General features: G+C 62.1%; 22 protein-coding genes. 16 read left to right on the top strand and 6 right to left on the bottom strand.

Going from position 1 to position 20,723, the window contains the following annotated elements:
* The first annotated feature begins 3 nt into the window (after positions 1-3).
* Positions 4-1,101: an amino acid ABC transporter permease gene (locus ACJA3S_RS21345; RefSeq protein ID WP_406819902.1), complete on the top strand. Its 1,098-nt coding sequence runs from the start codon at positions 4-6 to the stop codon at positions 1,099-1,101.
* 10 nt (positions 1,102-1,111) lie between these two features.
* Positions 1,112-1,876: an amino acid ABC transporter ATP-binding protein gene (locus tag ACJA3S_RS21340; RefSeq protein WP_170032466.1), complete on the top strand. Its 765-nt coding sequence runs from the start codon at positions 1,112-1,114 to the stop codon at positions 1,874-1,876.
* A gap of 163 nt (positions 1,877-2,039) precedes the next feature.
* On the opposite strand, the gene algW is transcribed toward ACJA3S_RS21340, so the two are convergent.
* Complete coding sequence (gene algW, locus ACJA3S_RS21335) at positions 2,040-3,200, bottom strand: Do family serine endopeptidase AlgW (protein WP_406819901.1); 1,161 nt, start codon at positions 3,198-3,200, stop codon at positions 2,040-2,042.
* Between the two features lie 168 nt (positions 3,201-3,368).
* Here algW and ACJA3S_RS21330 point away from each other — a divergent pair, with 168 nt between their 5' ends.
* The 3 genes from ACJA3S_RS21330 (at position 3,369) to cysN (ending at position 7,148) form a co-directional block, all read left to right on the top strand.
* Positions 3,369-4,127, top strand: coding sequence for a Nif3-like dinuclear metal center hexameric protein (locus tag ACJA3S_RS21330; RefSeq protein ID WP_170032462.1), 759 nt, complete (start codon positions 3,369-3,371; stop codon positions 4,125-4,127).
* A 186-nt stretch (positions 4,128-4,313) separates the two neighbouring features.
* A complete protein-coding gene (gene cysD / locus ACJA3S_RS21325) occupies positions 4,314-5,231 on the top strand; it encodes a sulfate adenylyltransferase subunit CysD (RefSeq protein ID WP_170032460.1) in 918 nt (305 codons plus the stop codon).
* Positions 5,232-5,246: 15 nt separating this feature from the next.
* Positions 5,247-7,148, top strand: a complete 1,902-nt coding sequence (gene cysN, locus ACJA3S_RS21320) for a sulfate adenylyltransferase subunit CysN (protein ID WP_170032458.1) — start codon at positions 5,247-5,249, stop codon at positions 7,146-7,148.
* Positions 7,149-7,241: 93 nt separating this feature from the next.
* On the opposite strand, the gene ACJA3S_RS21315 is transcribed toward cysN, so the two are convergent.
* Positions 7,242-7,721: an Lrp/AsnC family transcriptional regulator gene (locus ACJA3S_RS21315; RefSeq protein ID WP_132842411.1), complete on the bottom strand. Its 480-nt coding sequence runs from the start codon at positions 7,719-7,721 to the stop codon at positions 7,242-7,244.
* A 127-nt stretch (positions 7,722-7,848) separates the two neighbouring features.
* Between ACJA3S_RS21315 and ACJA3S_RS21310 the strand changes: the two genes are divergently transcribed.
* Positions 7,849-9,045: a methionine gamma-lyase gene (locus ACJA3S_RS21310; RefSeq protein ID WP_406819900.1), complete on the top strand. Its 1,197-nt coding sequence runs from the start codon at positions 7,849-7,851 to the stop codon at positions 9,043-9,045.
* Between the two features lie 162 nt (positions 9,046-9,207).
* Here ACJA3S_RS21310 and ACJA3S_RS21305 read toward each other — a convergent pair whose 3' ends face one another.
* A complete protein-coding gene (locus ACJA3S_RS21305; RefSeq protein ID WP_003257164.1) occupies positions 9,208-9,642 on the bottom strand; it encodes a YhcB family protein in 435 nt (144 codons plus the stop codon).
* 135 nt (positions 9,643-9,777) lie between these two features.
* Between ACJA3S_RS21305 and ACJA3S_RS21300 the strand changes: the two genes are divergently transcribed.
* From ACJA3S_RS21300 to zapE, 3 genes are all read left to right on the top strand, one after another.
* Positions 9,778-10,413, top strand: coding sequence for an alpha/beta hydrolase (locus ACJA3S_RS21300; RefSeq protein WP_406819899.1), 636 nt, complete (start codon positions 9,778-9,780; stop codon positions 10,411-10,413).
* Positions 10,414-10,438: 25 nt separating this feature from the next.
* Complete coding sequence (locus tag ACJA3S_RS21295) at positions 10,439-11,788, top strand: tryptophan--tRNA ligase (protein ID WP_406819898.1); 1,350 nt, start codon at positions 10,439-10,441, stop codon at positions 11,786-11,788.
* Between the two features lie 155 nt (positions 11,789-11,943).
* The gene (zapE, locus tag ACJA3S_RS21290) at positions 11,944-13,038 is read left to right on the top strand and encodes a cell division protein ZapE (protein WP_170032448.1); all 1,095 of its coding nucleotides are present in this window, start codon (positions 11,944-11,946) and stop codon (positions 13,036-13,038) included.
* A gap of 116 nt (positions 13,039-13,154) precedes the next feature.
* On the opposite strand, the gene ACJA3S_RS21285 is transcribed toward zapE, so the two are convergent.
* Positions 13,155-14,075, bottom strand: coding sequence for a GlxA family transcriptional regulator (locus ACJA3S_RS21285; RefSeq protein ID WP_170034281.1), 921 nt, complete (start codon positions 14,073-14,075; stop codon positions 13,155-13,157).
* A 189-nt stretch (positions 14,076-14,264) separates the two neighbouring features.
* On the bottom strand, positions 14,265-15,305 hold the full coding sequence (locus tag ACJA3S_RS21280; protein ID WP_406819897.1) for an NADP(H)-dependent aldo-keto reductase: 1,041 nt from the start codon (positions 15,303-15,305) through the stop codon (positions 14,265-14,267).
* A gap of 258 nt (positions 15,306-15,563) precedes the next feature.
* Between ACJA3S_RS21280 and rplM the strand changes: the two genes are divergently transcribed.
* The 7 genes from rplM to ACJA3S_RS21245 all read left to right on the top strand — a co-directional run bounded on the left by rplM (position 15,564) and on the right by ACJA3S_RS21245 (position 20,426).
* Complete coding sequence (gene rplM, locus ACJA3S_RS21275) at positions 15,564-15,992, top strand: 50S ribosomal protein L13 (protein ID WP_003260798.1); 429 nt, start codon at positions 15,564-15,566, stop codon at positions 15,990-15,992.
* Between the two features lie 14 nt (positions 15,993-16,006).
* Positions 16,007-16,399: a 30S ribosomal protein S9 gene (gene rpsI, locus ACJA3S_RS21270; protein ID WP_003260797.1), complete on the top strand. Its 393-nt coding sequence runs from the start codon at positions 16,007-16,009 to the stop codon at positions 16,397-16,399.
* Between the two features lie 263 nt (positions 16,400-16,662).
* A complete protein-coding gene (petA, locus tag ACJA3S_RS21265) occupies positions 16,663-17,256 on the top strand; it encodes a ubiquinol-cytochrome c reductase iron-sulfur subunit (RefSeq protein ID WP_170032444.1) in 594 nt (197 codons plus the stop codon).
* Entirely contained in the window at positions 17,256-18,467 is a 1,212-nt protein-coding gene (locus ACJA3S_RS21260) for a cytochrome bc complex cytochrome b subunit (protein WP_406819896.1), read from the top strand. The genes petA and ACJA3S_RS21260 overlap by 1 nt, the downstream gene beginning before the upstream one ends.
* Positions 18,467-19,246, top strand: coding sequence for a cytochrome c1 (locus tag ACJA3S_RS21255; RefSeq protein ID WP_170032440.1), 780 nt, complete (start codon positions 18,467-18,469; stop codon positions 19,244-19,246). Before ACJA3S_RS21260 ends, ACJA3S_RS21255 begins: the two co-directional genes overlap by 1 nt.
* 117 nt (positions 19,247-19,363) lie before the next feature.
* Complete coding sequence (locus ACJA3S_RS21250; RefSeq protein WP_406819895.1) at positions 19,364-19,987, top strand: glutathione S-transferase N-terminal domain-containing protein; 624 nt, start codon at positions 19,364-19,366, stop codon at positions 19,985-19,987.
* A gap of 10 nt (positions 19,988-19,997) precedes the next feature.
* The gene (locus ACJA3S_RS21245) at positions 19,998-20,426 is read left to right on the top strand and encodes a ClpXP protease specificity-enhancing factor (protein ID WP_170032436.1); all 429 of its coding nucleotides are present in this window, start codon (positions 19,998-20,000) and stop codon (positions 20,424-20,426) included.
* 50 nt (positions 20,427-20,476) lie between these two features.
* On the opposite strand, the gene ACJA3S_RS21240 is transcribed toward ACJA3S_RS21245, so the two are convergent.
* Positions 20,477-20,695 (bottom strand): YgdI/YgdR family lipoprotein, encoded by a 219-nt coding sequence (locus tag ACJA3S_RS21240; RefSeq protein ID WP_170032434.1) that lies wholly within the window; start codon positions 20,693-20,695, stop codon positions 20,477-20,479.
* Positions 20,696-20,723: the final 28 nt, after the last annotated feature.

The raw sequence follows: 20,723 nt of genomic DNA, 5'->3' as shown, positions 1-20,723 counted from the left end.
CCTGTGAATGCCCATGTTTTCAAACCCGACATGCCGCCACCGGTGAAAACCGTCGGCGTGCTCGCATGGATGCGTGCCAACCTGTTTTCCAGCTGGCTCAACACGCTGCTGACCCTGTTCGCCATCTACCTGGTGTGGCTGATCGTGCCGCCACTGCTGCAGTGGGCCTTCATCGACGCCAACTGGGTCGGCACCACCCGTGCCGACTGCACCAAGGAGGGCGCCTGCTGGGTGTTCGTGCAGCAGCGCTTCGGCCAGTTCATGTACGGCTACTACCCGACCGAACTGCGCTGGCGCGTGGACCTGACCGTGTGGCTTGCGGTGCTGGGAGCCGCGCCATTGTTCATCAAGCGTTTCCCGCGCAAGGCTTTCTACGGCCTGGGCTTCCTGGTGCTGTACCCGATCCTCGCCTACACCCTGCTGCACGGCGGCGTGCTCGGCCTGGAGAATGTACCGACCAGCCAGTGGGGCGGGCTGATGCTGACCCTGGTGATCGCCACCGTGGGGATCGTCGGCGCCTTGCCGCTGGGCATCCTGCTGGCCCTCGGGCGGCGTTCGAAGATGCCGGCGGTGAAGGTGGTGTGCGTCACCTTCATCGAGTTCTGGCGTGGCGTGCCGCTGATCACCGTGCTGTTCATGTCATCGGTGATGCTGCCGTTGTTCCTGCCCGAAGGCATGAGCTTCGACAAGCTGCTGCGGGCGATGATCGGGGTGATCCTGTTCCAGTCGGCGTACATCGCCGAAGTGGTGCGTGGCGGCCTGCAGGCCATCCCCAAGGGCCAGTACGAAGCGGCCGCAGCCATGGGCCTGGGCTACTGGCGAGCGATGGGCCTGGTGATCCTGCCGCAGGCGCTCAAGCTGGTGATCCCTGGCATCGTCAACACCTTCATTGCCCTGTTCAAGGACACCAGCCTGGTGATCATCATCGGCCTGTTCGACCTGCTGAACAGTGTCAAGCAAGCCGCCGCCGACCCGGCCTGGCTGGGTATGGCCACCGAGGGCTACGTGTTCGCTGCCCTGGTATTCTGGATTTTCTGTTTCGGTATGTCCCGCTACTCCATGCACCTGGAGCGCAAGCTGGACACTGGCCACAAGCGTTAGGAGTTTCGAAATGAGTGAAGCGATCAAGCAGCCTGCCGGCCCCGAAGGCATCATCCAGATGCAGGGCGTGAACAAGTGGTACGGCCAGTTCCATGTGCTCAAGGACATCAACCTGAACGTGCGCCAGGGCGAGCGTATCGTGCTGTGCGGGCCGTCCGGCTCGGGCAAGTCCACCACCATCCGTTGCCTCAACCGCCTGGAGGAGCACCAGCAGGGGCGCATCGTGGTCGACGGGGTGGAGCTGACCAACGACCTCAAGCAGATCGAGGCCATCCGCCGCGAGGTCGGCATGGTGTTCCAGCACTTCAACCTGTTCCCGCACCTGAGCATCCTGGAAAACTGCACCCTGGCGCCAATGTGGGTGCGCAAGATGCCGCGGCGCAAGGCGGAAGAAATTGCCATGCACTACCTGGAGCGCGTGCGTATTCCGGAGCAGGCGCACAAGTACCCGGGGCAGCTGTCCGGCGGCCAGCAGCAGCGTGTGGCGATTGCCCGTGCATTGTGCATGAAGCCGAAGATCATGCTGTTCGACGAACCGACCTCGGCGCTGGACCCGGAAATGGTCAAGGAAGTGCTCGATACCATGGTGGGCCTGGCCGAGGATGGCATGACCATGCTCTGCGTGACCCACGAGATGGGCTTTGCCCGGACCGTGGCGAACCGGGTGATCTTCATGGACAAGGGCGAGATCGTCGAACAGGCGTCGCCGGATGACTTCTTCGACCGGCCGCGCAGTGACCGGACCAAGTTGTTCCTGAGCCAGATCCTGCATTGATACCGTAGCGGCTGCACACGCGGTCCCTGTAGGAGCGGCCTTGTGTCGCGATCGGGCCGCAAAGCGGCCCCGGCGATATCAGCGGTGAAGCTGAAATCCCGGGGCCGCTGCGCGCCCCATCGCGACGCAAGGCCGCTCCTACACGGGTTGCCAGACCGGAGCGTTACTTCTCTTCGCTGGCCACCGCCGGCGCTGGCGGCGGTCGTAGCCCCACCTCGGCAATCAGCTTCAGCTGCTGCCCGTTGCGCATCACTTCGATGGTGATTTTCTCGTTCGGCTTGATCCGCGCCACCTGGTTCATCGACTTGCGCCCGTCACCGGCCGGCTCGCCGTTGATACTCAGGATCACGTCACCCAGCTGCAACCCGGCCTTCGCCGCCGGCCCCTCGCGGAAGATACCTGCTACCACGATGCCCGGGCGGCCTTTCATGCCGAACGATTCGGCCAGCTCCTGGCTCAGCGGCTGCACTTCGATGCCCAGCCAGCCCCGGATCACCTGGCCGTGCTCGACGATCGACTTCATCACCTCCAACGCCAGTTTCACCGGGATCGCGAAGCCGATGCCCTGCGAACCGCCGGACTTGGAGAAGATCGCCGTGTTGATACCGATCAGGTTGCCGTTGGCGTCCACCAGCGCACCACCGGAGTTGCCCGGGTTGATCGCCGCGTCGGTCTGGATGAAATCTTCGTAGTTGTTCAGCCCCAGCTGGTTGCGCCCAGTGGCGCTGATGATGCCCATGGTCACGGTCTGGCCGACCCCGAACGGGTTGCCGATGGCCAGCGACACGTCGCCGATGTGAATGGTGTCGGAACGGCCGATGGTGATCGCCGGCAGGTTCTTCAGGTCGATCTTCAGCACTGCCAGGTCGGTTTCCGGGTCGCTGCCGATGACCCGGGCCAGGGTCTCGCGGCCATCCTTCAGGGCCACGACGATCTGGTCGGCGCCGCTGGTCACGTGGTTGTTGGTCAGCAGGTAGCCTTCGGGGCTCATGATCACCGCCGAACCCAGGCTCGACTCCCAGCGGCGCTGCTTGGGCAGGTTGTCACCGAAGAAGCGGCGGAACTGCGGGTCTTCGAACAGCGGGTGCGAGCTCTTGTTCACCACCTTGGTGGTGTACAGGTTGACCACGGCCGGGGCGGCCAGGGTGACGGCGTCGGCATAGGACACCGGGCCCTGCATGATCCGCGAGGTCTGCGGGGCCTGTTGCAGGTTGACGTCCTGGCTGGGCAGGCCGACCCATTCCGGAAAGCGCTGGATGATCAGCATGGCGACCAGTACGCCAGTAAGCAGGGGCCAGCCAAAGTAACGCAAAGCCTTGAACATGAACGAATCCTGGAAAGAGCGAAGACCGGTGGGCGCACGGTGGGGCATGAGCGCGCGCGATCATACACCGGTTCCCCCAGTGCCGGCGACGGCCCATAATGGCCGGCATTATACGGGCGTTGCGTGGGCGTTGTGCCCGATAAAAATGCAGATTTCGAGGAGATTTTCATGGCCGTCGCTCTGAACACCCTGGTCGAGGAAGCCGAGCGTTACCTGGGCAGCGCGAAGATCCAGGATTACTGCCCCAATGGCCTGCAGGTCGAGGGCCGGCCGCAGGTCAGCCGCATCGTCAGCGGGGTCACCGCCAGCCAGGCGCTGCTGGATGCGGCGGTCGAGGCCGAGGCCGACCTGGTGCTGGTGCACCATGGCTATTTCTGGAAGGGGGAAAACCCGTGCGTCACCGGCATTCGCCAGCGCCGCTTGAAGACCTTGCTGAACAACGATATCAGCCTGCTGGCGTTCCACCTGCCGCTGGACGTGCACCCGGACGTGGGCAACAACGTGCAGCTGGCGCGGCAGCTGGAGATAACCGTCGAAGGCCCGCTGGACCCGGAAAACCCCAAGGTGGTCGGGCTGGTCGGTTCGCTGGCCGAGCCGCTGACCGCACGCGACTTTGCCCGTCGTGTGCAGGAAGTGCTGGGGCGCGAGCCGTTGCTGGTCGAGGGTGAGCAGATGATCCGCCGGGTCGGCTGGTGCACCGGCGGTGGCCAGGGCTACATCGACACCGCGATCGCCGCCGGGGTCGACCTGTACCTGACCGGGGAAGCCTCCGAGCAGACCTACCACAGCGCGCGCGAGAACGGCATCAGCTTCATTGCCGCCGGGCACCATGCCACCGAGCGCTATGGGGTACAGGCGCTGGGCGACTACCTGGCGCGGCGGTTTGCTGTCGAGCACCTGTTCATCGATTGCCCGAACCCGATCTGACTACGGCGTGGCTTTCTTCGCGGGCAAGTTTCGCGGGCAGGCCCGCGAAGAGGCCCAAAACTTCAGTCATATGGTTAGATTTTTTCGATCTAGCCGGCCGCCTAAATAGAAGCACCCGCTGTGATAAAGTGGCTCGCTCGAACACGGCCCGCAGGCCGTCCATAAGATCGTTTTTCGTGAGTAGCCATGGTCGACAAACTGACGCACTTGAAACAGCTGGAGGCGGAGAGCATCCACATCATCCGCGAGGTGGCCGCCGAGTTCGACAACCCGGTGATGCTGTACTCGATCGGCAAGGATTCCGCCGTGATGCTGCACCTGGCGCGCAAGGCCTTCTTCCCGGGCAAGCTGCCGTTCCCGGTGATGCACGTCGACACCCAGTGGAAGTTCCAGGAGATGTATCGCTTCCGCGACAAGATGGTCGAGGAAATGGGCCTGGAGCTGATCACCCACGTCAACCCCGAGGGCGTGGCGCAGGGTATCAACCCGTTCACCCATGGCAGCTCCAAGCACACCGACATCATGAAGACCCAGGGCCTGAAGCAGGCGCTGGACAAATATGGCTTCGATGCCGCCTTCGGTGGCGCGCGCCGCGACGAAGAGAAGTCGCGGGCCAAGGAGCGTGTGTACTCGTTCCGTGACAGCAAGCACCGCTGGGACCCGAAGAACCAGCGCCCCGAGCTGTGGAACGTGTACAACGGCAAGGTCAACAAGGGCGAGTCGATCCGGGTCTTCCCGCTGTCGAACTGGACCGAGCTGGACATCTGGCAGTACATCTACCTCGAAGGCATCCCGATCGTGCCGCTGTACTTCGCTGCCGAGCGTGAGGTCATCGAGAAGAACGGCACCCTGATCATGATCGACGACGAGCGCATCCTCGAACATCTCAGCGATGAAGAGAAGGCCCGCATCGTCAAGAAGAAGGTGCGTTTCCGTACCCTTGGCTGCTACCCGTTGACGGGTGCTGTCGAGTCGCAAGCCGAGACCCTGACGGACATCATCCAGGAAATGCTCCTGACCCGTACGTCCGAACGCCAGGGCCGTGTCATCGACCACGATGGCGCCGGCTCCATGGAAGACAAGAAACGCCAAGGCTACTTCTAATTTCAGGGTTACTCCATGTCGCACCAATCTGATCTGATCAGCGAGGACATCCTCGCCTACCTGGCCCAGCACGAGCGCAAGGAACTGCTGCGTTTCCTCACCTGCGGCAACGTCGACGACGGCAAGAGCACCCTGATCGGGCGCCTGCTGCACGACTCGAAGATGATCTACGAGGACCACCTCGAGGCCATCACCCGTGATTCGAAGAAAGTCGGCACCACTGGCGAAGAAGTCGACCTGGCGCTGCTGGTCGACGGCCTGCAGGCCGAGCGCGAGCAGGGCATCACCATCGATGTCGCCTACCGCTACTTCTCCACCGCCAAGCGCAAGTTCATCATCGCCGACACCCCGGGCCACGAGCAGTACACCCGCAACATGGCCACCGGCGCGTCCACCTGCGACCTGGCGATCATCCTGGTCGATGCCCGCTACGGCGTGCAGACCCAGACCCGCCGCCACAGCTACATTGCCTCGCTGCTGGGCATCAAGCACATCGTGGTCGCGGTCAACAAGATGGACCTCAAGGGCTTCGACCAGGGCGTGTTCGAGTCGATCAAGGCCGACTACCTGAAGTTTGCCGAAGCCATCAACCTGGTGCCGAGCAGCCTGCACTTCGTGCCGATGTCGGCGCTCAAGGGTGACAACGTGGTCAACCACAGCGAGCGTTCGCCGTGGTACGCCGGCCCGACGCTGATGGAAATCCTCGAAACCGTCGAGGTTTCGGCCGACCGCAACTTCACCGACCTGCGTTTCCCGGTGCAGTACGTCAACCGCCCGAACCTGAACTTCCGCGGCTTCGCCGGCACCATCGCCAGCGGCGTGGTGCACAAGGGCGATGAAATCGTCGTGCTGCCGTCGGGCAAGAGCAGCCGGGTCAAGTCCATCGTCACCTACGAGGGTGAGCTGGAAAACGCCGGCCCCGGCCAGGCCGTGACCCTGACCATGGAAGACGAGATCGACATCTCCCGTGGCGACCTGCTGGTGCATGCCGACAACGTCCCGCCGGTTACCGACCAGTTCGATGCCATGCTGGTGTGGATGGCCGAGGAGCCGATGCTGCCGGGCAAGAAGTACGACATCAAGCGCGCCACCAGCTACGTGCCGGGCTCGATTGCCAGCATCACCCACAAGGTCGATGTGAACACCCTGGAGCAGGGCGCTGCCAGCGCGCTGCAACTGAACGAGATCGGCCGGGTCAAGGTATCGCTGGACGCCCCGATCGCCCTGGACGGCTATGACAGCAACCGCACCACCGGTGCGTTCATCGTCATCGATCGCCTGACCAACGGCACTGTCGGCGCTGGGATGATCATCGCCCCGCCAGTACTGCCGCACGGCAGCACCGGCCACCACGGCAAGCAGGCTCACGTTTCCACCGAAGAACGTGCCCTGCGCTTCGGCCAGCAGCCGGCCACTGTGCTGTTCAGCGGCTTGTCCGGCGCTGGCAAGAGCACCCTGGCCTATGCCGTGGAGCGCAAGCTGTTCGACATGGGCCGTGCGGTGTACGTACTCGACGGCCAGAACCTGCGCCATGACCTGAACAAGGGCCTGCCGCAGGACCGTGCCGGCCGCACCGAGAACTGGCGCCGCGCCGCCCATGTGGCGCGCCAGTTCAACGAAGCCGGCCTGCTGACCCTGGCTGCGTTCGTGGCCCCGGATGCCGAAGGCCGTGAACAGGCCAAGGCCCTGATCGGCAAGGAGCGCCTGGTGACCGTTTACGTCCAGGCTTCGCCATTGGCCTGCCGTGAGCGTGACCCGCAAGGCCTGTATGCAGCCGCCGGCGACAACATCCCGGGCGAAAGCTTCCCGTACGATGTGCCGCTGGATGCCGACCTGGTGATCGACACCCAGACCACCAGCGTGGACGAGGGCGTGAAACAGGTGCTGGATGTACTGCGTCAGCGTGGCGCGATCTAAGCGCTAGCCTGCAAGAAAAACCCCGCCTCGGCGGGGTTTTTTGTTTGCCCGGCATGCTTGCGCGGCCGCTCCTACAAAGGTCGCGCAAGGAATTCAGATATGTTTTTCCGATACCGGAATCACTCGTCGTTCTTTGACTGCCTTGTAGGAAAAACTGGAGTAGATCTCTTTCACCCCTGGCAATCGCTGCAGTACTTCGCGGGTGAATTCACCAAACGACTCCAGGTCCCGCGCCAATATTTCCAGCAGGAAGTCATAACGCCCGGAAATATTATGACAGGCGACTATCTCGGGAATTTCCATCAGCCGCTGTTCGAACGCCAGTGCCATGTCCTTGGTGTGCGAGTCCATCATGATGCTGACGAACGCGGTAACACCGAAGCCCAGCGATTTAGGCGAAAGGATCGCCTGGTAGCCGGTGATGTAACCGTTGTCTTCCAGCAGCTTTACCCGCCGCCAGCAGGGCGAGGTGGTCAGTGCCACCTGGTCGGCCAGTTCGGCAATGGTCAGGCGGGCGTTGTCCTGCAGGGCGGCGAGCAGGGCGCGGTCGGTACGGTCGAGGCTTGAAGGCATTTTTTGCCCTCCTGATCCGGTAATTATTGTTTTTGTTCCAACAAGCGCGCGATTGCGTGGGTCATTTTGGAAAAAATCGGGCAGCTCGGTGGCATAAGCTTATAACAAACCACAAGAGGCTGTTGCGATGCGCGGCTCCGATAACAACACCGGTTTTTCCACGCGGGCCATTCATCATGGCTATGACCCGCTTTCCCACGGTGGCGCCCTGGTGCCGCCGGTGTACCAGACCGCAACCTACGCCTTCCCCAACGTCGAGTACGGCGCTGCGTGCTTTGCCGGCGAGCAACCGGGGCACTTCTACAGCCGCATTTCCAACCCCACCCTGGCCCTGCTCGAACAGCGCATGGCCTCGCTTGAAGGGGGCGAGGCGGGCTTGGCCCTGGCGTCGGGCATGGGCGCGATTACCTCGACGATCTGGACCCTGCTGCGGCCCGGCGACGAGTTGATCGTCGGGCGCACCTTGTACGGCTGCACCTTCGCCTTCCTGCACCATGGCATTGGCGAGTTCGGGGTGAAAATCCGCCATGTCGACCTGAATGACGGCAAGGCACTGAAAGCGGCGATCAACAGCAAAACGCGGATGATCTACTTCGAAACCCCAGCCAACCCCAACATGCAACTGGTGGATATCGCGGCGGTTGCCGAGGCCGTGCGCGGGCACGATGTACATGTGGTGGTCGACAATACCTACTGCACGCCGTACCTGCAGCGGCCGCTGGAGCTGGGGGCTGATCTGGTGGTGCATTCGGCCACCAAGTACCTCAGCGGCCACGGCGATATCACCGCCGGCCTGGTGGTGGGGCGCAAGGCGCTGGTCGACCGCATCCGCCTGGAAGGCCTGAAGGACATGACCGGCGCGGTACTGTCGCCGCACGACGCCGCGCTGTTGATGCGCGGCATCAAGACCTTGGCGCTGCGCATGGACCGCCATTGTGCCAATGCCATGCAGATCGCGCAGTTTCTCGCGCGGCAGCCGCAGGTGGAGTTGATTCACTACCCGGGGTTGCCATCGTTTGCCCAGTACGAACTGGCGCAGCGGCAGATGCGTCTGCCAGGCGGGATGATCGCCTTCGAACTCAAGGGCGGTATCGAGGCGGGCCGGCGTTTCATGAACGCGCTACAGCTGTTCGCCCGCGCGGTGAGCCTGGGCGATGCGGAGTCACTGGCGCAGCATCCGGCGAGCATGACCCATTCCAGCTATACGGCGCAGGAGCGGGCGCACCACGGGATTTCGGAGGGACTGGTGCGGTTGTCGGTGGGGCTGGAGGATGTGGAAGACCTGCTGGCGGATGTCGAGCAGGCATTGCAGGCTTGCAGCTAGGTTGCCTGGGCCGGCCTCTTCGCGGGCACGCCCGCTCCCACAGGTATCACACGGATTTCAAATGCTGTGGTGTACCTGTGGGAGCGGGCGAGCCCGCGAAGAGGCCAGTGAATCCAGCCCACAAAAAAGGCCTCTTGCGAGGCCTTTGTCATGTTCGGCAGATCAGCGCTTGAGCCCGTAGCTCTCGTCGAGCATGCCCGGCGAGTTCGGCGCCTTCGGTGCGTAGTCGCGCGGCACTTCGGCGTCCTTCGGCGGGGTCAGGCGGTCGCGCGGGCCTTGCGCTGCCTCGGAGTGCAGGGCCGCCAGCAGGCGTTGGCGAGTGACGTCGTCGAGGGCCAGGCTGTTGGCGCCTTCGGCCAGGTGATCCTGCACGTCCTGATAGCTCTGGGTCAGCTTCTTGACCAGTACGGCAGTGCTGTTGAAATGAGTTACCACTTCGTTCTGATAGCTGTCGAAGCGCTTCTGGATATCATCCAGTTGACGTTGGGTGCTGCTCGGTGCTGCATTGGGCAGCAGGCGAGCGACGACGAAACCGACCACCACGCCGATGACCAGGGCCAGGGTCGGCAACAACCAAACAAGGAGCGAGAGTTCCACGAGTCCTTCCTCTATAAACGGCTTTGCTTTACGTTAACGGCTCAGACCTGCGCTGTATACCGCGAGCGATCGCAAATCAGAACAGAATTCCTCACCTAGACGAATCGACCCCTTCCGAGGTCACGGAGTAGTGCCTTGCTTGTCCGCGAAACCCCTTTGTTCATCGATGGCCCCAGCGGCCAGCTGGAAGCCTTGTATCTGGACGTGGCCGATGCCCGTGGCGCGGTGCTGATCTGCCACCCCAACCCGGTCCAGGGCGGCACCATGCTCAACAAGGTGGTCTCGACCCTGCAACGCACCGCCCGTGATGCCGGCTATGTGACCCTGCGTTTCAACTACCGGGGCGTCGGCCAGAGCGCCGGCAGCCATGACATGGGCGCTGGCGAAGTGGCCGATGCCGAGGCTGCCGCGGCCTGGCTGCGCGAAAAGCACCCCGGGCTGCCGCTGGTGCTGATGGGCTTCTCGTTCGGTGGCTTTGTCGCCATCAGCCTGGCCGGCCGCCTGGAAGCCGCCGGAGTAACCCTGCAGCAGCTGTTCATGATCGCCCCGGCGGTGATGCGCCTGACGCCGGAATTTGCGCTGCCGCAGCAGTGCCCGATCATCGTGGTGCAGCCTGACACCGATGAAGTCGTTGCGCCGCAGCTGGTTTACGAATGGTCCGACAGCCTGTCGCGCCCCCATGAGCTGCTGAAAGTGGCAGAATGCGGACACTTCTTCCATGGCAAGCTGACCGATCTGAAGGATCTGCTGCTGCCGCGCCTTTCGAACTGAGCCAAGCCTGAATAAGCGAACACCCATGACCACGCGCATTCTTACCGGTATCACCACCACCGGCACTCCGCACCTGGGCAACTATGCCGGCGCCATCCGCCCGGCCATCCTTGCCAGCCAGCAGCCCGGCGTCGACTCGTTCTATTTCCTGGCGGACTACCACGCGCTGATCAAGTGCGACGACCCGCTGCGCATCCAGCGCTCGCGCCTGGAAATCGCCGCCACCTGGCTGGCCGGTGGCCTCGACCCGGACAAGGTGACCTTCTACCGCCAGTCCGACATTCCGGAAATCCCCGAACTGACCTGGCTGCTGACCTGCGTCAGCGCCAAAGGCCTGCTCAACCGCGCGCACGCCTACAAGGCCTCGGTGGACAAGAACCTGGAAAACGGCGAAGACCCGGATGCCGGGGTGACCATGGGCCTGTACAGCTACCCCGTGCTGATGGCTGCCGACATCCTGATGTTCAACGCCAACAAGGTGCCGGTCGGGCGTGACCAGATCCAGCACGTGGAAATGGCCCGTGACATCGGCCAGCGCTTCAACCACCTGTTCGGCCAGGGCAAGGACTTCTTCGCCTTGCCGGAGGCGGTGATCGAGGAAAGCGTGGCGACCCTGCCGGGTCTGGACGGGCGCAAGATGTCCAAGAGCTACGACAACACCATCCCGTTGTTCGCCAGCGCCAAGCAAATGAAGGACGCCATTTCGCGCATCGTCACCGACTCGCGCGCCCCCGGCGAAGCGAAAGACCCCGACAACGCCCACCTGTTCACCCTGTTCCAGGCCTTCTCGACGCCGGCACAATGCGCCGAGTTCCGCGAGGAACTGCTGCAAGGCCTGGGCTGGGGCGAGGCCAAGCAGCGCCTGTTCCAGCTGCTGGACGGCCAGCTGGCGGAGAAGCGCGAGTACTACCACCAGCTGATTGCCCGCCCGGCAGACCTGGAAGACATTCTGCTGGCCGGTGCCGCCAAGGCGCGCAAGATCGCCACGCCGTTCCTCGAACAACTGCGCGAAGCCGTTGGCCTGCGTTCGTTCCGCGCCGATGTGCAAACCAGCACCGAAGTGAAGAAAAAGGCCGCCAAGAGCGCGCGGTTCGTCAGCTTCCGTGATGAAGACGGCAGCTTCCGTTTCCGCCTGCTGGGCGCCGACGGTGAACAGTTGCTGCTGTCGCGCAGCTTCGCCGACGGCAAGAGCGCCGGTGCCGTGAGCAAACAGCTGCAACAAGGTGGCGAGGCAGATGTGCGCGTCGAGGGCCTGGGCTTCGGTCTGTGGCTTAACGGCGAACAGGTCGCCGACGGGCCGCAGTTCGACAACGCCGAGGCGCGCGATGCGGCCATCGAAAGCCTGCGTGTAGCCTTGGCGCCGCAACCAGACTGATGTGGGAGCGGGCGCGCCCGCGAAACAGGCGCCGCGGAGCATGGCACCGGCCTTGCCGGTGTTCGCGGGCACGCCCGCTCCCATAGACTGATTGCCATTAAGCGGGCCTGTCGCTACAGTGACGGCCCGTTTTTTGTTGCCCCGCTAACGAAATCATGACGCCCCTAGAACGATATCAAGCAGATCTGAAACGTCCCGACTTCTTTCATGATGCGGCGCAGGAAACTGCGGTGCGTCACCTGCAGCGCCTGTACGACGACCTGGTGCACGCGCAGAACAACAAGCCGGGCATGTTCGGCAAGCTGTTCGGCAGGAAGGAGCAGACCCCGGTCAAGGGCCTGTACTTCTGGGGTGGGGTAGGGCGCGGCAAGACCTACCTGGTCGATACCTTCTTCGAGGCGCTGCCGTTCAAGCAGAAGATGCGTACGCACTTCCACCGCTTCATGAAGCGTGTGCACGAGGAAATGAAAACCCTCAAGGGCGAGAAGAACCCGCTGACCATCATCGCCAAACGCTTCAGCGAAGAAGCCAAGGTAATCTGCTTCGACGAATTCTTCGTCTCGGACATTACCGACGCGATGATCCTCGGCACCTTGATGGAGGAGCTGTTCAAGAACGGCGTATCGTTGGTGGCGACATCCAACATCGTGCCGGACGGCCTGTACAAGGACGGCCTGCAACGCGCGCGCTTCCTGCCAGCGATCGCCATGATCAAGCAGTACACCGAGGTGGTGAACGTCGACAGCGGGGTCGATTATCGCCTGCGTCACCTGGAGCAGGCCGAACTGTACCACTACCCGCTCGATGAGGCGGCGCACCAGAGCCTGCGCGCCAGCTTCAAGGCATTGACCCCTGAGTGCACCCAGGCGGTCGAGAACGACGTGCTGATGATCGAGAATCGCCCGATCCAGGCCCTGCTGACCTGTGACGATGTGGCCTGGTTCGACTTCCGCGCCCTGTGCGATGGCCCGCGTAGCCAGAACGACTACATCGAGCTGGGCAAGATCTTCCATGCCGTGCTGCTGAGCAACGTCGAGCAGATGGGCGTCACCACCGACGACATCGCCCGGCGCTTCATCAACATGGTGGACGAGTTCTACGACCGCAACGTCAAGCTGATCATCTCGGCCGAGGTGGAGCTGAAGGACCTGTATACCGGCGGGCGCCTGGCCTTCGAGTTCCAGCGTACCCTGAGCCGGTTGCTGGAGATGCAGTCGCACGAATTCCTGGCGCGCGCGCACAAGCCGTAAAGTTGCTTGGGGCCGCTTTGCGGCCCATCGCGACACAAGGCCGCTCCTACAGCAATAGCGTATCCCTGTAGGAGCGGCCTTGTGTCGCGATGGGCTGCAAAGCGGCCCCCTGGCCTTCAGGCCTCCTGCATGAACTGCTGCCGATACTGGTTCGGCGACAACTCCGTGTGCTGACGGAACAGCCGCGCGAAGAAACTGGCATCGTCATAGCCGACTTCATAGCTGATGGTCTTGATGCTCTTGCGCGTACTCGACAGCAGGCCCTTGGCCGTCTCGATCCGTAGCCGTTGCAGGTAGTGCAGCGGCTTGTCGCCGGTCGCTCCCTGGAAGCGGCGCATGAAGTTGCGGATGCTCATGCCGTGGTTGCGGGCCACGTCCTCGAAGCGGAACTTGTCGGCGAAGTGTTCCTCCAGCCAGTGCTGGATCTGCAGGATGATCAGGTCCTGGTGCAGCTTCTGGCCGCCAAAGCCCATGCGCCCCGGGGTGTAGTTGCGCTGCACCTCGTAGAGGATGTCACGGGACACGGCGCGGGCCACGTTGGCGCCGCAGAAACGCTCGATCAGGTAGATGTACAGGTCGCAGGCCGAGGTGGTGCCGCCGGCGCAATACAGGTTGTCGGCGTCGGTCAGGTGCTTGTCCTGGTTCAGCCGGATCTTCGGGAAGCGCTCGGCAAAGCTGTTGAAGAAACGCCAGTAGGTGGTCGCCTCCTTGCCGTCGAGCAGGCCGGACTCGGCCAGCCAGAATACACCGCTGGCCTCGGCGCACAGCACCGCGCCACGTGCATGCTGCTCGCGCAACCATGGCAGCACTTGTGGGTAACGCTGCAGCAAGTTGTCGAAATCGTCCCAGAAGGCCGGCAGGATGATCACGTCGGCATCGTCCAGGCCACCGTCGACCGGCAACTGCACATTGCTGAAGCTGTCCACGGGCTGGCCGTCCGGGCTCACCAGGCGAATCTCGAACATGGGCTGCAGGCCCAGGCCAAGCTGCTTGCCGTAGCGCAGGCTGGCGAGGTGGAAGAAGTCCTTGGCCTGCATCAGGGTCGAAGCGAACACCTTGTCAATGGCCAGGATGCTGACGCGCCGCAACGACGCGGAGGGTTGGGTAAACATCATTGTCATTGTTCTTATAGGGTAGAGTGGTCAATCACCGGCTGGATCGTCTTATTTTTTGGCGATGCTGTCCAGCCTGTGCAACTGGGAGCCGTTGCGCGACCCCCTTTCGGCTCAAGGCGCCGGGTTCGGCTGCTGCTGGTGAATCGCCTCGATCGCCGCCAGCAGCTCATCGCTCAGCTTCAGCTCCAGGCTGGCCAGGTTGCTGTCCAGCTGCGCGAGGCTGGTCGCGCCAATGATGTTGCTGGTCACGAAGGGCTGCCGGGTGACGAATGCCAGGGCCATCTGCGCCGGGTCCAGGCCGTGCTCGCGGGCCAGCTGCACATACCGGCTGCAGGCGGCCACGGTCTGCGGGTTGGAATAGCGGGCAAAACGGCTGAACAGGGTCAGGCGCGCATTGGCTGGCCGCGCGCCGTTCTCGTACTTGCCCGAGAGCATGCCGAAGGCCAGCGGCGAGTAGGCCAGCAGGCCGCACTGCTCGCGGATGGCCACTTCCGCCAGGCCCACTTCGAAGCTGCGGTTGAGCAGGTTGTACGGGTTCTGGATCGACACCGCCCGCGGCCAGCCACGGCTCTCGGCCAACTGCAGGAACTTCATGGTGCCCCACGGTGTTTCGTTGGACAGGCCGATGTGGCGGATCTTGCCGGCACGCACCTGCTCGTCGAGCACTTCGAGGGTTTCTTCCAGCGGGGTGAAGTGGTCCTGTGGCAGGTGCTGGTAGCCCAGCTTGCCGAAGAAGTTGGTGCTGCGCTCCGGCCAGTGCAACTGGTACAGGTCGATGCGGTCGGTTTGCAGGCGCTTGAGGCTCTCGTCCAGCGCCGCGACGATGTGCTGGCGGTTGTGCTTGAGCTGGCCGTCGCGAATGTGGCTGATGCCGTTGCCCGGGCCGGCGACCTTGCTGGCCAGCAGCCAGTCGTCGCGATCACCCCTGGCGCGGAACCAGTTGCCGATGATGCGCTCGGTGGCGGCGTAGGTTTCGGGGCGGGGCGGCACCGGGTACATTTCGGCGGTGTCGATGAAGTTGACCCCGGCGGCCTTGGCCCGGGCAATCTGCTCGAAGGCCTCGGCCTGGTCGTTCTGTTCGCCCCAGGTCATGGTGCCCAGGCACAGGGCGCTGACGTTGAGGTCGGTACGGCCGAGCTGGCGGTATTCCATCGGGTAGACACTCCTTGGCAATGAAAGCTCATCAAAGCAGGTTGAAAAATTTCGCGCAATCTGGATAATTCGGCCCCTCTCCGTGTGGCGGAAGTGATGCACCACCACGCAGGAAGAACCCCGTCGAACGTTGGCGTGCCTGACCCGAGCCCCCAAAAGCGTCAGTGTTCGGCTGCGCGCTTGCCCTTGGCAAGCTGTGCACTATCCAGTAAGATTCGCCGTCTATTTTTCGCTGGGCGGCCTCTGAGGCTTTAGAGAATGAAAACTTTTACTGCTAAACCGGAAACAGTAAAGCGCGAGTGGTTCGTAGTCGACGCCGCTGGCCAGACCCTGGGTCGTCTGGCTACCGAAATCGCTAGCCGTCTGCGTGGCAAACACAAGCCAGAATACACCCCTCACGTTGACACCGGCGACTACATCGTCGTTATCAACGCCGAGCAGGTTCGTGTGACTGGTGCCAAGTCTTCCGACAAGATGTACTACTCCCACTCCGGTTTCCCGGGCGGTATCAAGGAAATCAACTTCGAGAAGTTGATCGCCAAGGCCCCTGAGCGTGTTATCGAAACTGCGGTCAAAGGCATGCTGCCGAAGAACCCGCTGGGTCGCGACATGTACCGCAAGCTGAAAGTGTACGCGGGTGCTGCTCACCCACACACTGCTCAGCAGCCTCAAGAACTGAAGATCTAACGGGATAGTTCATTATGTCGGCGACTCAAAACTACGGCACTGGCCGTCGCAAGACCGCAACCGCTCGCGTATTCCTGCGTCCGGGTACTGGTAACATTTCCATCAACAACCGTTCTCTGGACGTGTTCTTCGGTCGTGAAACCGCTCGCATGGTTGTTCGTCAGCCGCTCGAGCTGACCGAAACCGTCGAGAAGTTCGACATCTACGTCACCGTTTCCGGTGGTGGTGTCAGCGGTCAGGCCGGTGCGATCCGTCACGGTATCACCCGCGCTCTGATGGAATACGACGAAACCCTGCGTGGCGCTCTGCGTCGTGCTGGCTACGTCACCCGCGACGCTCGTGAAGTCGAGCGTAAGAAAGTGGGTCTGCGTAAAGCGCGTAAGCGTCCTCAGTACTCCAAGCGTTAATACCGCTTCGGCAGTCGAAAAAAGCCCGGTTCCTTGGAACCGGGCTTTTTTTATGTCTTGAACTAACCTGTCAGCATGTCAGTGACCACTTGTCGCATAGACACAGATCAAGCAAAGCGTGGGTAGGCGCCCTTGGTCGGGGTAATCACCTTGTCAGTGTGTGGATTTGTTTCTTACCATGGCGGCCAATTTTTAGTGCCACTGACACAACCTAAGTACAGGTCTGGTTCAACAGGCCAAGCAAGCTGATGGGAGAGGACTGAATGAGCAATGACGGCGTCAACGCAGGCCGGCGCCGCTTCCTCGTAGCCGCGACATCTGTAGTCGGGGCGGCGGGGGCAGTGGGGGCTGCGGTACCGTTCGTGGGGTCATGGTTTCCCAGTGCCAAGGCGAAAGCCGCAGGTGCACCGGTGAAGGTCAATATTGCCAAGGTCGAGGCCGGGCAGCAGATGGTGGCCGAGTGGCGGGGCCAGCCTGTGTTCATCGTGCGGCGAACGGATGAAATCCTTGGCAACCTGAAGAAAGTCGCTGGTGATTTGGCCGACCCCGAGTCCAAGGCGTCGGTACAGCCAACCTACGTTGACCCGCAGGTTCGTTCGATCAAGCCGGAAATCCTTATCCTCGTCGGGTTGTGCACGCACCTCGGCTGCTCACCCACCTTCCGCCCGGAAGTCGCGCCTGCCGACCTCGGCCCGAAATGGGTTGGTGGTTACTTCTGCCCTTGCCACGGCTCCCACTATGACCTGGCTGGTCGTGTCTACAAGTCGCAGCCGGCACCTCTCAACCTGCCCGTGCCACCGCACTCTTACGAGTCGGACGAGATCGTCGTCATCGGCGTTGACCAGGAGAACGCATGATGAGCAAGTTCATGGACTGGATTGATGCTCGCTTCCCCGCCTCCAAGATGTGGGAAGACCACCTGAGCAAGTATTACGCACCCAAGAACTTCAACTTCCTGTACTTCTTCGGCTCCCTCGCGTTGCTGGTGCTGGTCAACCAGATCGTCACCGGCGTGTGGCTGACCATGAGCTTCACCCCCTCGGCGGAAGAGGCGTTCGCCTCGGTCGAGTACATCATGCGTGACGTGGAGTACGGCTGGATCCTGCGCTACCTGCACTCTACCGGTGCGTCGGCGTTCTTCATCGTGGTCTACCTGCACATGTTCCGCGGCCTGCTCTACGGCTCCTATCAGAAGCCGCGCGAGCTGGTATGGCTGTTCGGCATGCTGATCTACCTGGCGTTGATGGCTGAAGCCTTCATGGGCTACCTGCTGCCGTGGGGGCAGATGTCCTACTGGGGTGCCCAGGTGATCATCTCGCTGTTCGGTGCCATCCCGGTGATCGGTGGCGACCTCACCCAGTGGATTCGCGGTGACTACCTGATCTCGGGCATTACCCTGAACCGCTTCTTCGCCCTGCACGTCGTCGCCCTGCCGATCGTGATCCTCGGCCTGGTGGTGTTGCACATCCTTGCCTTGCACGAAGTGGGTTCGAACAACCCTGATGGCGTCGACATCAAGAAGAAAAAGGACGAAAACGGCATCCCGCTGGACGGTATTCCGTTCCACCCGTACTACACCGTCAAGGATATTGTCGGGGTGGTGGTGTTCCTCTTCGTGTTCTGCGCCGTGGTGTTCTTCTTCCCGGAAATGGGCGGTTATTTCCTGGAAAAACCGAACTTCGAGCAAGCCAACGCCTTCAAGACCCCTGAGCACATCGCGCCTGTGTGGTACTTCACGCCGTTCTACGCGATCTTGCGTGCCGTGCCTGACAAGCTGATGGGTGTGATCGCCATGGGCGCGGCCATTGCCGTGTTGTTCGTGCTGCCCTGGCTCGACCGCAGCCCGGTGCGCTCCATGCGCTACAAGGGCTGGATCAGCAAGCTCTTCCTGCTGGTGTTCTGCATTGCCTTCGTCATCCTCGGCGTGCTGGGCGTACTGGCGCCGACACCTGGGCGTACCTTGCTGTCGCAGGTGTGCACGGTGTTGTACTTCGCCTACTTCCTGCTGATGCCGTTCTATACAAGGCTCGAGAAGACCAAACCGGTTCCGGAAAGGGTGACTGGCTGATGAAAAAGTTGATTGCAGTATTTTTGCTGGCAGTGATGCCTGCCTTTTCCTTCGCGGCTGAAACCGGTGTGGAGCTGGACAAGGTCGACATCGACCTGAGCGACAAGGCCGCCATGCAGGACGGAGCGCGTACCTTTGCCAACTATTGCATGGGTTGCCACAGCGCCAAGTTCCAGCGTTACGAGCGGGTGGCCGATGACCTGGGCATTCCTCACGAACTGATGCTCGAAAAGCTGGTGTTCACCGGTGCCAAGATCGGTGACCACATGCAGATCGGCATGAAGCCCAGTGACGCCAAGACCTGGTTCGGTGCCGCACCGCCCGATCTCACCCTGGTGGCCCGGGTGCGCGGCACCGACTGGCTGTACACCTACCTGCGCAGCTTCTATGAAGACCCGGCGCGGCCATACGGGGTGAACAACAAGGTGTTCCCGAACGTGGGCATGCCCAACGTACTGGTTGGCCTGCAGGGCAACCAGGTGATCGGTTGCAAGCAGGTGCAGACCGTGACCGATGGCAAGAAGCAGTTCGACCCATTGACCGGCAGCCCGATCACCCATGAAGCCTGTGACCAGCTGACCATTACGCCGAATTCCGGTACCCTGACGACCGAGCAGTTCGACGAGAAGGTCAAGAACCTGGTGACCTTCCTGGCCTATTCGGCCAACCCGGTCAAACTGGAAAGCCAGCGCATCGGTACCTACGTGTTGCTGTACCTGGCTTTCTTCTTCGTATTCGCCTATTTGCTCAAGCGTGAATACTGGAAGGACGTGCACTGATCACGCAGTAGTTTCTGGTTGTTGAACGCGCCCGTGGAGGCCAGGCAGAACTGCCTGGTCGCCACGGGCGCGTTTTCATTTACAGTTTCACAAGCATCCCGTGCGAGGAGGCGCTACATGGGCGCAACCAACAGGTTAGCCTGCTATTCCGACCCCGCTGATCACTATTCTCACCGGGTACGCCTGGTGCTGGCCGAGAAGGGTATCAGCGTGCAGGTCATCGATGTCGACCCCGGTCGCCTGCCGCCCAAGCTGGTAGAGGTGAACCCTTACGGGAGCGTGCCGACCCTGGTCGATCGTGACCTGGCGTTGTATGAATCCACCGTGGTGATGGAATACCTCGAGGAGCGTTACCCGCATCCGCCGCTGATGCCGGTATACCCGGTGGCACGCGGTAACAGCCGTTTGCTGATGCACCGCATCCAGCGCGACTGGTGCGCCCTGGCCGATACCGTGCTCGATCCACGCAGCAGCGAGGCGGCCCGGAGCGAGGCGCGCAAGGCCCTGCGCGAAAGCCTGACCGGGGTCTCGCCATTGTTCGGCGAGTTCGCCTGCTTCATGAGCGATGAGCAAAGCCTGGTCGATTGTTGTCTACTGCCCATACTCTGGCGTTTGCCGGTATTGGGTATCGAGTTGCCGCGGCAAGCCAAGCCGCTGCTGGATTACATGGAGCGGCAGTTCGCCCGCGAGCCTTTCCAGGCGAGCCTGTCCTCCGTAGAACGTGAAATGCGCAAGCTTTAAGGAGCCGTTGATGAACTCCAGTCGCCCCTATCTGGTTCGAGCACTGTACGAGTGGATCGTCGACAACGATTGCACCCCCCATATGCTGGTCAACGCCGAATACCCAAAGGTCCAGGTGCCGGACGGTTTCGCCAGCGATGGCCAGATCGTGTTGAATATCTCGCCAAACGCCGTGCGCAATCTGCACATGGATAACGATGCCGTCAGCTTCGAAGGTCGTTTCAGTGGCGTGGCTCATTCGTTGTTCGTGCCGTCTGGCGCGATCCTGGGCATTTATGCGCGGGAGAATGGCCAGGGTATGGTCTTCGAGCTGGAGCCATCGCAGGATGACATGCTCGACGACGAGGACGAAGTGCAACCGGACGATGACGGCCCACCGGAAGGTGGCGGGCAGCCACCGCGCCCAAGCGGCCGACCAAGCCTCAAAGTGGTCAAGTAATGAAAAAGGCGACCTGTTCAGGTCGCCTTTTTCTTGCCGCCAGTATCGGATTACAGGTCGCTGATGGTGCGAACCTGGTCCTTGTTGATGCGGGTGCGCTTGCCGTCGAGTTGCTGGAACTCGTAGAAACCGGTATCGGCGTCGTATTCCGGTACGTCGACCGTCTGGATTTCACGGCCGTCGTTGAGGGTGATCTGGCTAGGGGTTGAGCAGCCGGCCAGAGTGGCGAAGGTGCCGATCAGCAAGGCGGGCAGCAGCAGCTTTTTCATGCGGTGTTTCCTGGATATCCGAAGGGGT

The organism is Pseudomonas sp. KnCO4, from assembly GCF_045344305.1.
GTDB classification, from domain to species: domain Bacteria; phylum Pseudomonadota; class Gammaproteobacteria; order Pseudomonadales; family Pseudomonadaceae; genus Aquipseudomonas; species Aquipseudomonas anuradhapurensis.
Note: the sequence above shows the minus strand (reverse complement) of the source record. Positions and strands in the feature narration are given on the sequence as shown.

Bases quoted from the DNA above. Each gene is read 5' to 3' on its own strand.
- ACJA3S_RS21250 (WP_406819895.1), top strand. From the start codon at position 19,364: ATGGGCGCAACCAACAGGTTAGCCTGCTATTCCGACCCCGCTGATCAC.
- ACJA3S_RS21285 (WP_170034281.1), bottom strand. From the start codon at position 14,075: ATGCAGGCCAAGGACTTCTTCCACCTCGCCAGCCTGCGCTACGGCAAG.
- cysN (WP_170032458.1), top strand. From the start codon at position 5,247: ATGTCGCACCAATCTGATCTGATCAGCGAGGACATCCTCGCCTACCTG.
- ACJA3S_RS21240 (WP_170032434.1), bottom strand. From the start codon at position 20,695: ATGAAAAAGCTGCTGCTGCCCGCCTTGCTGATCGGCACCTTCGCCACT.
- ACJA3S_RS21260 (WP_406819896.1), top strand. From the start codon at position 17,256: ATGAGCAAGTTCATGGACTGGATTGATGCTCGCTTCCCCGCCTCCAAG.
- ACJA3S_RS21255 (WP_170032440.1), top strand. From the start codon at position 18,467: ATGAAAAAGTTGATTGCAGTATTTTTGCTGGCAGTGATGCCTGCCTTT.
- rplM (WP_003260798.1), top strand. From the start codon at position 15,564: ATGAAAACTTTTACTGCTAAACCGGAAACAGTAAAGCGCGAGTGGTTC.
- ACJA3S_RS21310 (WP_406819900.1), top strand. From the start codon at position 7,849: ATGCGCGGCTCCGATAACAACACCGGTTTTTCCACGCGGGCCATTCAT.
- rpsI (WP_003260797.1), top strand. From the start codon at position 16,007: ATGTCGGCGACTCAAAACTACGGCACTGGCCGTCGCAAGACCGCAACC.
- ACJA3S_RS21245 (WP_170032436.1), top strand. From the start codon at position 19,998: ATGAACTCCAGTCGCCCCTATCTGGTTCGAGCACTGTACGAGTGGATC.
- ACJA3S_RS21340 (WP_170032466.1), top strand. From the start codon at position 1,112: ATGAGTGAAGCGATCAAGCAGCCTGCCGGCCCCGAAGGCATCATCCAG.
- cysD (WP_170032460.1), top strand. From the start codon at position 4,314: ATGGTCGACAAACTGACGCACTTGAAACAGCTGGAGGCGGAGAGCATC.
- ACJA3S_RS21295 (WP_406819898.1), top strand. From the start codon at position 10,439: ATGACCACGCGCATTCTTACCGGTATCACCACCACCGGCACTCCGCAC.
- algW (WP_406819901.1), bottom strand. From the start codon at position 3,200: ATGTTCAAGGCTTTGCGTTACTTTGGCTGGCCCCTGCTTACTGGCGTA.
- zapE (WP_170032448.1), top strand. From the start codon at position 11,944: ATGACGCCCCTAGAACGATATCAAGCAGATCTGAAACGTCCCGACTTC.
- ACJA3S_RS21315 (WP_132842411.1), bottom strand. From the start codon at position 7,721: ATGCCTTCAAGCCTCGACCGTACCGACCGCGCCCTGCTCGCCGCCCTG.
- petA (WP_170032444.1), top strand. From the start codon at position 16,663: ATGAGCAATGACGGCGTCAACGCAGGCCGGCGCCGCTTCCTCGTAGCC.
- ACJA3S_RS21280 (WP_406819897.1), bottom strand. From the start codon at position 15,305: ATGGAATACCGCCAGCTCGGCCGTACCGACCTCAACGTCAGCGCCCTG.
- ACJA3S_RS21330 (WP_170032462.1), top strand. From the start codon at position 3,369: ATGGCCGTCGCTCTGAACACCCTGGTCGAGGAAGCCGAGCGTTACCTG.